Here is a 13,602-nt window from a genome sequence, read left to right as displayed (position 1 = left end):
TAATGCGCGCCTACCGGACATCTGTACGAGGTTCGCCGTAAACGAGGTAGTAAATCAGTGGCACCACCAGCAGGGTAAAGCCGGTGGAAGCGAAAATCCCAAAGATAAAGGCCCAGGCCAGCCCCGAGAAGATCGGATCCAGCGTAATTACGATCGAGCCCAGCACCGCCGCGCTAGCGGTCAGCACAATGGGGCGAAAGCGCACGGCACCAGCCTCCAGCACGGCTTCCTCCAGGCTGAGTCCGCGGGCGAGACCGAGATGGATGAAGTCGATCAGGATGATGGAATTGCGAACCACGATCCCGGCCAGCGCGATCATTCCGATCATCGCGGTGGCGGTAAAGAAGGTTGGGTCGGAGTAGCCGGCGACAGGATGATTGGTCAGCAGGTTCAGGACAAAGAACCCCGGCATGATACCCACCAGTGTCAAGGGTATTGCCGCCATTATGATCAACGGCATGGCCATCGATCCGGTTTGCCCCACCAGCAGGATGTAGATGAAGAAGAGTGCGGCGGCGAAGGCCACGCCCAGGTCGCGGAAGACCTGGACCGTAATGTGCCATTCGCCTTCCCCGGTCCACACAATCGAGTAGCCGCGGGGGAGCATGCGAGCGGTGCGGCCCTCGAGCCATAACACTTCGTTGACCGGGCTGATTCCAGCCGTGCCCGCCATTACCATCGCGACCCGCCGCAGATCCTTATGATAAATCGGCTGCTCATCGGTGGTCTGCTCAATTTCACCCAGTTCCGAGAGCGGCACTAGCTGACCGGCGGATCCACGCAGCTTGAGCGCCAACAGCCCCTGCAGCGAAGAGCGCGCGGCGCGCGCCATTCTAATTTCGATCAGCAATGGGGCGCGTTCGGATTCGGCGTGGATGGTACCGGCGGACTGACCGCCGAGCGCGATCGCCAGCGCTTGGGCGACGGCGGCGGTGGTGATGCCGTTGAGCGCCGCTTTCTGCCGATCGACGACAAACTTCAGCCGTGGAGCACGGGTTATGGAAAAATCATCGGGCGACACCAGGCCCGCGGTGTTGGCGAACACGCCTTTGAGTTGGCGTCCATACTCGATTAGCTGAGTGTATTCCGCATACGGCGGGCCGTAGATTTCGGCAACCACCGAGGCCAGCACCGGCGGGCCGGGCGGGACTTCGATTATTTTAGCCAGGCGGACATGATCGCGCCGGGCGATCGCGCGCACCAACGGTTCCAGCCGCAGCGCGATTTCATGCGAGGACTGCTGGCGGTTGCTTTTAGGCGCGAGCTGGATTCGGATATCAGCTTGCCATGGCGCCTGACGCAGATAGTAGTGCCGAACCATGCCATTAAAGTCGAAAGGCGAATTGGTCCCGACGTAAGCTTCGTAGTCGGTGATCTCGTTGACGCGTGCCAGTAGCCGTTCGAAGTCGAGGGTGACTGCGTTAGTCGCCTCCAGGGGCGTGTCCTGCGGCATGTCGATCACCAGATCGAGTTCGTTTTTGTTATCGAACGGCAGCATCTTGACCGGCACCAGCCCCACAATAACCAGCAATATCGAGAGCACGAATGCGCCACCTATCCCCAAGATAAACAGCCACGCGCGGCGCCGACTCTCCAGCAACGGCTGCAACAGCCGCCTGTACCAGCGCCGTATGCTCGCACCCTCCTCGCCGGCCGCGTCTCCCGGGGGCGTGTCATACTCGTGCTTGAGCAGGTGAAAGGCCGCCCACGGCGTGATCGTGAACGCGACAATCAGTGACATCAGCATCGCCAGCGGTACGTTGAAGGGCATCGGCCGCATGTACGGTCCCATCATGCCGCCCACGAACAGCATCGGAATGAAGGCCACAATCACCGTGAAAGTGGCCAGAATGGTGGGCGGGCGGACCTCGTCCACCGCGATCAGGGTGGCCTCGCGCGCCGGTACCTCGCGGAGCTTGAAATGACGATGAATGTTCTCGACGTCCACAATAGGATCGTCCACCAGCAGGCCGAGCGAAAGGATCAAGGCAAACAGGGTGACGCGATTGATGGTGTAGCCGGCCAACAGATTGCCCAATAGCGCCACTGCCAGGGTTACCGGTACCGCGATGGCAACGATCAAGGCCTCGCGCGCACCGAGCGAAAAGGCCAATAGCACGGCGATGATTGCCACGGCGATCAGAAGTTCGCGCACCAGCTCGTTGACCTTTTCGTCGGCGGTCTGACCGTAGTTGCGCGTAACCAAGAGCCCGACGTTGGAGGGAAGCATCAGCGGGCGTAGCGCCTGGATTTTGGCGAGCAAGCCCTGGGCCACCGCGACTGCATTGGTGCCCTGGCGTTTGGCAAAAGCGATGGTTACCGCGGGATAAATCGCGCTACGCTCTCCGAGTCGCGCAAGCTTTAATTGTCCGGGTTCCTCAAAGAGCAATTTGCGCGCTGGGCCGAAGCCGATGTTGGTGTAGGTCGTGGCCTCGGCAGGGCCGTCGATCACCTGGGCCACATCGCGCAGGTAGACCGGCCTGCCAGCGGACACCCCCACTACCAGGCTGGCCACTTCCTCGGCATTGCGCAGGAAAGGCCCGCTGTCCATCACGAACTGGCGATCGTCGCGCGCGAAACTTCCGACTCGCAGGTTCGTGTTAGCCCCCTGGAGGGCTTGTTGCAGCGCCTGGACGCTGAGGTTATGGGCGGCAAGCCGCTGGGCGTCAAGCAGCACCCGCACCTGCCGCGGCCGCCCCCCGACCACAAAGGAGCGACCGGTGTCGGGCACCTCCTGCATCCGCTCCATAATTTCGTCGGCAATCCGGCGCAGCATGGCGTCATCGACCTCGGCGCTGTATAGGGTAACGCTGAGAATGGGGACGTCGTCGATGCTTACTGGTTTGACAATCCAACCGGTTACGCCGGTGGGTACCGCATCGCGGTTGGACTCCAGCTTGTTGTAAATTTCTACCAGTGCTTTGGTGCGGTCGTAGCCAACGCTGAACCGCACGGTCACCATCGCCACCCCGGGCTGCGAGGCCGAGTAAATGTGACTGACGCCGTCCATTTCCCACAGGCGCTTTTCGAGGTTGGTGGTGACCAGATTTTCGACCTCGGCTGCGCTTGCTCCGGGCATCTGCACGATGACGTCCGCCATCGGTACAGAAATCTGCGGATCTTCCTCGCGTGGCGTGACGGCAAGCGCAACCACGCCGGCGGCCAGCGAGGCCACCAATAATAGGAGCGACAAATTGGAGCCCAGGAAGAGATCGACAATCCTGGCGGTAAATCCGGGCCCGTCGTTAGCGGTTGCCATTGCCCACCATCGGCGCAGTGCCGGCGATTACCCGATCGCCGGACTTAAGACCTGCTAGGACTTCTACGCGGTCGTTGAACTCGCGCCCCAGAACCACTGGCCGCAGTTGCACTGCGCCTGGCGTCAGGACGTTCACCGTTGCAAGCTGGCCGATAAGCCGTATGGCTGAGCGCGGCAGGGTAATCATATTTTGGGTGCCGTAAACGAACTGCGCCCGGACGAACATGCCGGGCTTGAGATCAGGGTCAACAGGCAGGGGAGCTCGCAAGCTGAAGCTGCGCGTGCTCGGATCAGCCGCTGGCACAATTTCGTTGACCCGGGTCGATAGCTCCAGCGCGCCGTCGCCGGCCACGACCTTAAGCGGCGAGCCAACCCTGATTTGCCGCGCCAGCTCTTCTGGTGCTGCCACTTCAACCCGAAGCGCCTTGTCGTCATAGAGCCTTACCAATGGTTGGCCCGGTAGGGCCATGTCGCCGGTGCGCACCAGCCGCTCCACCACTATCGCGTCCACCGGCGCGCGCACCGTGGCGTACGTTAAAGCCGAGCGCGCGACCGCCAGGGCGGCCGTCGCGCGGCTCACATTACCCAGGGCCGCGTGATAGGCCGCGGTGGCTGCGTCAAATTCGTGCGGGGTCACCGAGCCGCGCTTAACCAATGCCGCAAAGCGTCGATAGTCTGCTTGGCTCCTTGTCAGTTCGGCTTGCGCCATCCCAAGCTCACCGGTCGCTTGTGCCACCTGCGCTTTCAGCCCGCTTGGGTCCAGTCGCACCAACACCGCGCCCTGATGTACCAGCTGTCCCGCATGGACTGGAACCGCGATTACGCGGGCTGACACTCGGCTGGCGGCTTCCACGGGCGTCACCGACTCGACGGTCCCCACCAGATTGTAGATCTGTGGCACCGTTTGTTCGGACACCACGACAACAGCTTGGTTTGGAAGATAGGAGGGGCGCTGGTTAACCAAGCCAGGTGCGATTTTGCCGGCGCCGTTCCACCAGATCAGCAGGCCAATCACAGCCACGCCGCCGATCAACAGTATCCAGCGTGGTATTCGCAGACTTGCAGTGTTCGCTTTTGGGGTCATTGGCCGTTCGCCATCGGCATCCGGCCCACCACCAGCTCCAGCGCGGCGCGATCAACCGCGAGGGCTATATGCGCTCGAATCCGCTCCATGTCGGCTCGCTGCCGGGTAGTTTGGGCGTCGAGGACCGCGACGTTAGTTGCTAATCCCGCGCCATAACGATCTTCCAGGATTTTCAAGGCGGCGCTTGCATACGAATAGTTGCGCTGCGCCACGCTCACATTCTGTTGCGCGGCGGCCAGGGTTCGGTAAGCCCGTTCCACCTCCAGCCCGATGGCGTGCTTAAGGTCCTCGGCCAGAGTCTTGGCGCGATTTAGTTGCGCCAGAGCTTCATCGACCTTGTTCTTGGTCGCCAGGCCGTTGAACAGGTTAAGACGCGCGTAAACGAAAACCGCATAATTATTCCCCGCCCGGACCAACTCCTCGGAATCGTTTTCATAGGTGGTGGCCACGCCGACGCTAGGTAAATAATCTGCGCGCGCGATTGTCACCGCTTGCTCGGCTTGCCCAACGTTGGCCGCCGCGATGCCCATCTCCGGGCGTGAGGCGATGGCCTGGCGGTTCAGTTCGGCCAAGTCGAGAGACCCGGTCGGGCCGACGCCAAGGGCACTCTGCGCCATGGGTAGCGGCGCGAGGCGCTCATTCTCATCACCCAAGACATGCGCCAGCGCCGCCCAGGCAATTTGCATCTGGCTTCGAGCGTCGGTGTCTTCTTCCTCCAGGCCCCCGGTCAAAACCTCAGTCCGCAAGATGTCCGCGTTGGCCGCCATCCCTTCGGCGAACAGATTGCGGCTCTGGGTTAGGTGCGCGTCGGCGGCGGCCCTGGCACGCTCGATCACGCCCACGCGCTCTTCGGCGAGCACCGCGGTGAAATAGGCCTTGATCGTGGCAAACGCGATCTGTTCGCGCGTGCGCGCCTGACGCCAGGTCGCGGCTTCGGCGCCAAACTTGGCCGCTTTGAAGCTGGCCAAAAGTCTGCCCCCGGCATAGACCGGGAACGACAATTGAATCTGGCTCTGAAAATTAGACAAGGTTCCAGGGTGGTTGAGGCTGGAAAGCGCAAAATCGCTCTGACTGAAGTCCTGTTGGAGCAAGAGGTCGGAAAATACTAGTACCGGATTATCCGTGGCCGAATAATTTTCGATCGCATCCAACCGCGGCAACATCGCGCCGCGCGCCACCCCTACCGTGGCTTGCGCCGCGTCTTGCGCGTACGAGGCCGCTAGCAACGTGCGATTGGACCTCAAAGCGATCGCGATGGCTTGGGCCAACGAAATCCGCTTGGGTGGCGCTTCCGCGGCGCTTGCCCCGCCTACCATCAGGCCGGCGAGCAGCACGCTGAGCACCAACCTGCTCCAACCCTGAGCGCTCATTCGTCCCTCCCTGAACGTCGCCCAAGTCGCGCCGCCGCTTGGCCGGGAAGCGCGAACTGCGTCAACTCGCGACTGGAGCATGCTTCAGGCCTTGGACGGCGTTTGGCTGGTAAGCGAACAGGCGGTCGCCCCAAGCCCAAAGCGTTTCAGGATGGCCTCGGCCGGGCAGAAGCCGGTCAAGGCGGATTGGAAAAGATTGAGCCCCACGAAGAGCGTCAATAACAGCCAGCCGCGACTATAAAATTGCGCCAACCCCAAGCTCAGGATTACGAGACTTCCCGCCAACAATCGAACCCATCGTTCCAAAGACATTGGCCGTCTCCTTTTCAATAATTTCATTGAATTCTTGATTACTTTGCGGCACGCCGTCAAGTGCCTAATTTTTCCTGAGTTTGCTGGCGAAGGGCGCGCAGGCTTCCCGCCGCACTTGCGCGCTGCCAGCAGATCTGATGGATCAAAGAGGCGGGCCGAGCAGCTTAATCGCAACGGCTAACCGGAGGCTGAAAGCTATGAGAATTGTTTACTTCAAACTGCTGGGCTTCTTGCTACTGCTCGTCTTGTTGCTCGAGTCTGGGGTGACCACCGCGTCTGCGCAGCTCCAGCAGCTCCCGGCCGACAAGTACATCGCGCGAATGAATCAGGCCGGGCGCGACCTCAAAGTAAACCAGGTCATCCAGAAGCTGGGGCTGAAGTCGGGCGATATCGTGGCTGACATCGGCTCGGGCAGTGGCTCCTTCTCTATTCCCTTCGCCAAGGCCGTCGCGCCCAACGGGACGGTGTACTCAGTGGACATCGATCCCAAGATGCTGGCGTACGTTCGCAATCGCGCCAAGGAAGCTGGGGTTACGAACCTCAAGACGGTAGTCGGGCAATACGACGATCCCAAGCTGCCGGTCAAGGACGTTGACGTGGTGTTTTTCCATCGCGTTCTCCACATGATCGAACACCGCCAAGCCTACCTGGACAATGCCGCCAAATACCTCAAGCCCGGTGGCCGGATCGTGGTGATCGATAAGAATCCGCAGGATTCGCTTAACAGCTGGATGTGGCTTAAGCAGTCCGACGTGGATAGCTGGATGGCGGCGATTGGCTTCTATCCCGCCCAGCATTTTGGCATCTATGACGACCGCTACTTCGTGGTATATGCCCGTCCTTATGACAACAGTGTGTTAGTTCAGAAGTACCGTGATCTGAGGAACATGAAACCCTCGGCTCCGACCACCAAATAATGTTGCCATCGGCAAGGGCACGGCGGCCAGCTTGAGCGGGTCGCCGGCGCCTGCGAAGCTTGACAAGTTCTCTGTTCTGTGGAGCCGACCGGAAGGCCGTTGCGGCAACGCTTCCTACCCCGCTTTGTTAGTTTGCTTGGTTAATAACGGGCCCACGTCAGCTCTGTGCTCGAATGTGGGCGGCCGAGCCCGCAGTTGTCAAAGCGGGGTGTTGAGGCGGCTTTTCAGGGATTGTTCATCAGACGATGAGCGGCACTGAGATGGCGGAAAGAATCGCGCGGCCGGTTTTGGCGTTCGTAAAGCTCGGCCAGATGCAGATGGGCTTCGATAAGGTCGGCATCGCACTCCAGCGCACGTAGGAAATTCTCCTCCGCGCGGGCCAAGTCCGATTGCTTGCGATACATTACTCCAAGATCGAAATGCACCTCGGCGTCGCCCGGTTCCAGCCGCGCCACCGTTTCCAGATGGCGAATAGCACCGGCGAGATCACCGCAAGTCTCGAATAGACGACTGAGCCGACGATGGATCGCGCTGTCCTCGGGCTCGTGTTCCACATACTCGTGATAGAGCTTCAGCGCGCGCAGCGGGTCGGTTTCCTCCAGCTCGGCCGCGTTTTGCAGCAAGCGCCGCATGCGTGCTGGTTCCTCCAGTTTGCCCAGCGGCTGGCCGGTGTCCGGAGCCAACGCGAGCAGAAGTTGGCCGCTGTCGGCCTCGAATTGGGCGGTGCCGTCGCGGGCCAGAATATGGCCGTTGCGTTGGTAGAGTTTAAGCGACGTCAGCGGGCGACTTTGGTCGATAACTCGGCCGAGGCGATCGAAGCATTGCTTGAGGGCCAGGATGCGACCGCCGCTTGGTAGCAACTCTTTGGTAAGCCGCATGCGCAGCAGGTCTTCGAAGCTGAATTGATAGTTGCGGCCGTGGGTGGCGGTGGGGGTAACCAGCTTGCGCTTGACCCAATAGCGAATGCGCGCCGGCGATATCGCCAGAATTCGCGCCGCCATCCGGGTCGAGAAACTCTGTGCCGCCATCCCACCCCGCCGCTCCATCGCAGGTTCAGTATAGGGTCGCCGAGAATATCCCATCAATCACAGGCCCGTGCGGTTTTGCACAGGACCGACGCAATTGCTCACATCCATGCTCTGTGGGCCGTCACCGGTGTTCACCTGGAAGGCGTCGTGCGTTCCAGCTCGGCCAGCACCGTCAGGCTGCGCACGGCCGCCCCGACTGCGTTGGCGGCGTAATCCAGCCGCGCGGCGGCCTGGGCATCGGTCATCCCCGGTCCGGTAACCCCCAGCGCCACCGGCTTGCCGCTAGTGGCGGCCAGGCGGGCCGCAACCTGGGCTACGGCGTGAGTAATCACCTCGTCGTGTCGGGTCTCGCCCTGGATTACCGCGCCGATCAATACCACCGCGTCGATGTCGTTACGCTCCAGCAGTTTTTTGATTATTGCCGGCATGTCGAAGATGCCCGCGACGTGGCATTCGGCGCCGATTTCTGCGCCCAATGCGCTGGCCTGCGCGCGCGCCCGCGCCGCCATCGGCCCGGTCACTTCGCCGTTGAAATCGGCCACCAGTAATCCTAACTTCACTTGCACCCTGCCTCCATTCCCACCTCGCGCACCGCGACGCCATGGGCGCGCAGGTAGCGCTTGATCTCGCCGATCGAATGTTCGCCGTAATGGACGATCGAAGCTACAATGGCGGCGTCGGCGCCGGCTTGGACGAAGGCTTGGCGCAGATGCTCGGGCGCACCTGCCCCGCCAGAGGCGATCACCGGAATAGTGACGGCGGCACTGATCTGGCCGGTCAATTCCAATTCAAAGCCCTGGTTGGTACCGTCGCGATCGATCGAGTTGATACATAGTTCACCCGCACCCAAGTCCTCGCCACGGCGTGCCCAGGCAATCGCATCTAGGCCGGTGGGCAGGCGTCCGCCGTCGATCACGACCTCGTAGCCCGAAGGCAGTGAAGGCCGTGCGCCGGTGCGCTTGACCTGCATTGACAGTACGATGCATTGGCGGCCAAAAGCGCGTGCCCCCTGGCTGATGATCTCGGGGGTACGCACGGCGCCGGAGTCGACGGAAACCTTCTCCGCGCCTGCCAACAGCACCGCTCGCATATCCTCGAGGGTGCGCAAGCCGCCGCCTACTGTAAAGGGGATGAAGATTTCACGCGCTACCGCGCGCACCACCTCCAGCATGATCCCGCGCTGCTCGTTGGAGGCGGTGATATCGTAAAAGACCATTTCGTCGGCGCCCTCGTGGTAGTAATGGCGCGCCATCGCCACCGGGTCGCCCACATCGACATTGCCTTCGAAGGCAATTCCCTTGGTGACCTTACCCGCCCTGACATCCAGGCAGGGAATAATGCGTTTAGACAGCATCGGCCTCTATACCAGGCGGCAGAAATTATCCAGCAGCCGCAATCCTGCCGCGCCGCTCTTCTCCAGGTGAAACTGAGTAGCGACTAGCCGACCGCGCGCCAGTGCCGCAGTGAAGCTGACGCCATAATCTGCGATGGCGATGGTCACGTCCGGGTCGGTGGGCACGGGATAATAGGAATTTACGAAATAAAAATGGGTCTGGTCGGGGACACCATCGAAAATCGGATGGGGCCGTACTTGATGGACCTGGTTCCAGCCGATCTGGGGCACTTTCAGCGGATTGGCTTGCTCGGAATGAAATCGGCGCACCGTGCCGGCGATTAGGCCCAGGCAGCGCGTGTCATCCTCTTCGCTGCGCTCCAGCAGGATCTGAATTCCGATACAGATTCCCAAAAACGGCTTCCCGGCCGCGATTACCTGCTCGCGCAGCACCTCTTCCAGCCCTAGCCGGCGCAAATTCTCCATCGTCGCGCCGGCCGCTCCCACCCCCGGTAAAATTACCCGCTCCGCACCGGAAATCACGCCCGTCTCCGCAGTGACCACACATTGGTGGCCCAAATGTTCCAGGGCACGGGCGACACTGGCCAGGTTGCCGGCGCCGTAATCAATAATGGCGATCATGATTTCAAGTAATCGAGCGGTCCGAAGGTCAAAAAGGCCCGGGCCTCGTGATTTTCCTCCCGCGGCGTTCGCAACTTCCTTTGATTTTTAGCACGTGCCAGGCTGCGCTTCCCATCCCTATCGCTCTGCCGCAGCAATTGCGGCGTCCGTGCGGCGGAGCGAAATCCGATGCCTCTTCCCTAAGTAAGCGTAGCGCTTCGCGATTGCGCACGACTGATAGCGTTTTAATAGGGAGCCGCCATGCCCCCCCTATTGGAACCTGCGACGTTCGAGCGCCCTTGGGCCTTTTCCGCGGCTTCCTAGGGTTGGGGATCGCGATGGACCGTGGCGGGAGAAAAAGCGGGCAGGCAGACCGCTATGTATTCCGCCCCCTCGGGCGTGCTGTAGCGCACCCATTCGCCGCGCGGTGCCAACACCGCCTGCCCGGCCCGCGCCTCGAAAGTGCCGGCCTCGCTTTCGACCCTCAATGCTCCGCTCAGAATTAGGCTGTACTCGTCGAAGGCGGGCCGCTGACCGGGTTCTACCCAGCCCGCCGGACTGGTCATCCGAGCGATACTCACAGGCGCGCCCGGCGTATTGACCAATCCCACATATTCTTCGATCCGCTTGGGCTTGTTGCCCGCTGCCGCCACTACCGTGGGGCTGCCAATCAGAGTTGCCATCGGTCCTACTTTCAGTCCATGGTAAGGACGATTTTACCAACTTGAGCATTGCCCAGCATGTAGGCATGGGCATCATTGATCTGCTCGAAGGCAAAGGTGCGATCGACCACGGGATGCATCCGGCCGCGTTCGAATTCGCCCAGCATTTGTTCGGCGAAGCGTTGGCTGCATTGCAGAGCTTCCTCGGCGCTGCGGGTGCGGAAGGTTACTCCGATAATCGAGATGCGTTTGCGCGCGACCTCGTCCAAATCGCACGGTCCAACCTTGCTGTCGTTGCGTCCTACGCTGACCAGGCGCCCCTTGATCGCCAGCGCCTTGATGTTGTCGGGTAACATCGAGCCGCCCACATGATCGATGATTACATCCACACCGCGTCCGCCGGTGGCTTTAAGTACTGCCTCGGTCCAGCCTGGCTCGGTGGTATTAATCACCTGATCGGCACCAAGCGATCGCAAGGCCTCGCTCTTGGCTGCTGAACGGGTGGTGGCGAGCACGGGATGGGCTTCCAGGCAGCGTGCGATCTGAATCGCGGCGGTGCCCACGCCCGAGGAGCCCGCGGTTATCATCACCGCTTCACCCGCGGCCAGGCGGGCGTTACTGACAAGAGCATCATGGGCGGTGATAAAGACGTTGGGAATGGCCGCCGCTGCCACCCAACTTAAGCCGGCGGGAATCGCCATCAGGGCGCGCTGATCCACTACCGTGAAGGGGGCATAGCAGCCGTGGGCTCGTGCCATTACTCGATCTCCCACCTTCCACTGACTGACGCCCGCGCCCACCGCCGCGATCTCGCCGCCGAATTCCGTCCCGCCGCGGCCCGGCTTGGCGTTGGGATTGTCCAGCCGCAGCTCAGGACGTCGAATCAATTCACCGCGGTTGATCGCGCTGGCGTGAATTCGCACCAACACCTCGCCCACCCCAGGGGTGGGAATCGGCACCTCGCGCCACTGTGGTATCGCGCCCTCGGGTCCGGGCACGTTGTAGAGCGCCTTCATGGTCTGGCTCATGATGACCGCCTCCGAAGCCAACTGTCCGATGTTGCTTAGCACTCCGCGACCGGCGGCGCCATCGGCGTGCGCTTCGGTGCGCGGCGCTGGCGATAAGCCTGCCGTTCGTGCTAGTTCCTCGCCAAACCCACCAGCGGGGATGCGGTCGCCGAAGACCCACGGGAGGAGACGTAATGAAGTGCAGCCAGATTTCAAGCCAACAGCCCACGCTCGCGCCGGCGCCCACGGAGCGGGGACGCATCTCGCGCCGGCAGATGTTGGCCGGGATGGCCGCGCTGGGTGCGACCGCGCTCGGCGCCGTGGGCCGCGCTCGCGCGCAGTCGGCGGCCGCCGGCACAGGCGCGGCGCAGCACGGGCGCATCATCGATGTCCATCATCACATGTTGCCGCCCAAATACGTCAAGGCCGTCCATCAAGCCCTTAGCCACGAGACTCCGCCGATTCCGCGAGTGATGAATTGGACTCCGGCCCATTCGCTGGAGGAGATGGATCGCAACGGCGTCGCCACCGCTGTAATCTCCGTTTCCACCCCCGGCGTGTGGTTCGACAACGTCGGGCAGGCCCGTCGCTTGGCGCGCGAATGCAACGAGTACGGCGCCAAGCTAGGGCAGGACCATCCGGGCCGCTTCGGCCTGTTCGCCGCGACCCCTTTACCCGATACCCAAGGCAGCCTGCGCGAGATCGAGTATGCGATGGACAGCCTGCACGCCGACGGGGTGGGATTACTCACCAACTACGACGGCAAGCATTTGGGCGATCGCAAATTCTGGCCGGTGTACGAGGAGCTGAATCGGCGTAAGGCGGTGGTCTATGTCCATCCCACCTCGCTGGCCGGCTGCATGACGCCGGTGCCGGGCACCACGATCGCGCTGATCGAATTTCCCACCGACACCACGCGCACGATTACCGATCTCATCTATAGCGGCACGCTTACCCGCTATCCCAACATTCAGTTCATTTTCTCCCATGGCGGCGGCTCGATGCCGATGTTGGCTCATCGCATCTTCGGCGGCCTGGAAGGACAGCATCGGCTCAAGCCTAGCGATCAGGGCTTTCCGCCCGAGCTGCGTCGCTTGCATTACGACACCGCCAGCATCACCAATCCGCCTGCGATGACGGCTTTGCTCAAGATGGTGCCGGCCAGCCAGGTGCTGTTCGGCAGCGACTATCCTTGGGGGCTGATCGGACCCACCGAGCGGCAATTGGTGGGCCTCAACCTCACCGACGACCAGGTTGCCGACATCGAGTATCGCAACGCCCATCAGCTCTTCACGCGTTTCCAAGCCGGCTGACCGGCGCCACCCGCGACAACAGGCGCGACAGGCTGGCCTTCGCGTATGCTTAGCCCAAGGGTTCCTACAACCCTTGGGCTTCAGGCATGTGCCCGGTAGGGGACTGGATGGGCCTTTTCGTAGGCCGTGATCGCGGCTTCATGGCGCAGGGTCAAGGCGATATCGTCCAGCCCTTCGAGCAGGCAGGTGCGGCTTTGCGTATCGATCTCAAAAGATGCGCTCCAGCCGGCGTCATCGCTGACGGTCTGAGTTTCCAGGTTGATAGTCAGCCGGAGATCCTGCCGGGCGGTGCGGGCAAACAGCCCATCGATTTGATCCTCGCTCAGTTTGATCGGCAAAAAACCGTTCTTGAGCGAGTTGTTATGAAAGATGTCGCCGAAGGAAGGTGCAATCACGGCACGAAAGCCTTGGTCCGCCAGTGCCCATACCGCATGCTCGCGCGAGCTGCCAATCCCGAAATTGGCCCGCGCCAACAGTATGGTGGCCTCGCGGTAGCGCGGTTGGTTGAGGATGAAGTCCGGATTGGGTGAGCCGTCGGGATTACGCCGCCAATCAAAGAATAAGCCTTCTCCCATCCCCTTGCGCACGATTGCCTTGAGGAACTGTTTGGGAATGATCGCATCGGTATCGACATTGGGCCGATCCAGCGGCGCCACCAAGCCGGTAAAAGTCTTGAATGCCTGCATTGATCTATCC

Annotated in this window: 13 protein-coding genes; 2 read left to right on the top strand and 11 right to left on the bottom strand. The window is 61.6% G+C overall.

Features of this window, described 5'->3' with window-relative positions:
- Window positions 1-10: 10 nt before the first annotated feature.
- The 4 genes from VKV28_01835 to VKV28_01820 all read right to left on the bottom strand — a co-directional run bounded on the left by VKV28_01835 (window position 11) and on the right by VKV28_01820 (window position 6,025).
- On the bottom strand, window positions 11-3,259 hold the full coding sequence (locus VKV28_01835; protein ID HLH75523.1) for an efflux RND transporter permease subunit: 3,249 nt from the start codon (window positions 3,257-3,259) through the stop codon (window positions 11-13).
- Window positions 3,246-4,343, bottom strand: a complete 1,098-nt coding sequence (locus VKV28_01830) for an efflux RND transporter periplasmic adaptor subunit (GenBank protein ID HLH75522.1) — start codon at window positions 4,341-4,343, stop codon at window positions 3,246-3,248. Before VKV28_01830 ends, VKV28_01835 begins: the two co-directional genes overlap by 14 nt.
- Window positions 4,340-5,713 (bottom strand): TolC family protein, encoded by a 1,374-nt coding sequence (locus tag VKV28_01825; GenBank protein ID HLH75521.1) that lies wholly within the window; start codon window positions 5,711-5,713, stop codon window positions 4,340-4,342. The genes VKV28_01830 and VKV28_01825 overlap by 4 nt, the downstream gene beginning before the upstream one ends.
- A gap of 84 nt (window positions 5,714-5,797) precedes the next feature.
- Window positions 5,798-6,025: a DUF2892 domain-containing protein gene (locus VKV28_01820; GenBank protein HLH75520.1), complete on the bottom strand. Its 228-nt coding sequence runs from the start codon at window positions 6,023-6,025 to the stop codon at window positions 5,798-5,800.
- A 197-nt stretch (window positions 6,026-6,222) separates the two neighbouring features.
- Here VKV28_01820 and VKV28_01815 point away from each other — a divergent pair, with 197 nt between their 5' ends.
- The gene (locus tag VKV28_01815) at window positions 6,223-6,942 is read left to right on the top strand and encodes a class I SAM-dependent methyltransferase (GenBank protein HLH75519.1); all 720 of its coding nucleotides are present in this window, start codon (window positions 6,223-6,225) and stop codon (window positions 6,940-6,942) included.
- A 224-nt stretch (window positions 6,943-7,166) separates the two neighbouring features.
- On the opposite strand, the gene VKV28_01810 is transcribed toward VKV28_01815, so the two are convergent.
- From VKV28_01810 to VKV28_01785, 6 genes are all read right to left on the bottom strand, one after another.
- Complete coding sequence (locus VKV28_01810; GenBank protein HLH75518.1) at window positions 7,167-7,970, bottom strand: tetratricopeptide repeat protein; 804 nt, start codon at window positions 7,968-7,970, stop codon at window positions 7,167-7,169.
- 131 nt (window positions 7,971-8,101) lie between these two features.
- A complete protein-coding gene (gene ribH / locus VKV28_01805) occupies window positions 8,102-8,530 on the bottom strand; it encodes a 6,7-dimethyl-8-ribityllumazine synthase (GenBank protein HLH75517.1) in 429 nt (142 codons plus the stop codon).
- Window positions 8,527-9,324 (bottom strand): imidazole glycerol phosphate synthase subunit HisF, encoded by a 798-nt coding sequence (gene hisF, locus VKV28_01800; GenBank protein ID HLH75516.1) that lies wholly within the window; start codon window positions 9,322-9,324, stop codon window positions 8,527-8,529. Before hisF ends, ribH begins: the two co-directional genes overlap by 4 nt.
- A 6-nt stretch (window positions 9,325-9,330) precedes the next feature.
- Window positions 9,331-9,945, bottom strand: a complete 615-nt coding sequence (gene hisH, locus VKV28_01795) for an imidazole glycerol phosphate synthase subunit HisH (GenBank protein ID HLH75515.1) — start codon at window positions 9,943-9,945, stop codon at window positions 9,331-9,333.
- A 299-nt stretch (window positions 9,946-10,244) separates the two neighbouring features.
- Window positions 10,245-10,607 carry a hypothetical protein gene (locus VKV28_01790; protein ID HLH75514.1) on the bottom strand — a complete coding sequence of 121 codons (363 nt, stop codon included), beginning with the start codon at window positions 10,605-10,607 and terminating at the stop codon, window positions 10,245-10,247.
- A gap of 11 nt (window positions 10,608-10,618) precedes the next feature.
- Entirely contained in the window at window positions 10,619-11,614 is a 996-nt protein-coding gene (locus tag VKV28_01785) for a zinc-binding dehydrogenase (protein HLH75513.1), read from the bottom strand.
- 173 nt (window positions 11,615-11,787) lie between these two features.
- Between VKV28_01785 and VKV28_01780 the strand changes: the two genes are divergently transcribed.
- A complete protein-coding gene (locus tag VKV28_01780) occupies window positions 11,788-12,906 on the top strand; it encodes an amidohydrolase family protein (protein ID HLH75512.1) in 1,119 nt (372 codons plus the stop codon).
- Between the two features lie 80 nt (window positions 12,907-12,986).
- Here VKV28_01780 and leuD read toward each other — a convergent pair whose 3' ends face one another.
- A complete protein-coding gene (leuD, locus tag VKV28_01775) occupies window positions 12,987-13,592 on the bottom strand; it encodes a 3-isopropylmalate dehydratase small subunit (GenBank protein ID HLH75511.1) in 606 nt (201 codons plus the stop codon).
- Between the last annotated feature and the right edge of the window lie 10 nt (window positions 13,593-13,602).

This window comes from Candidatus Binataceae bacterium (genome assembly GCA_035294265.1).
In the GTDB taxonomy this organism is placed as follows: domain Bacteria; phylum Desulfobacterota; class Binatia; order Binatales; family Binataceae; genus DATGLK01.
Note: the sequence above shows the minus strand (reverse complement) of the source record. Positions and strands in the feature narration are given on the sequence as shown.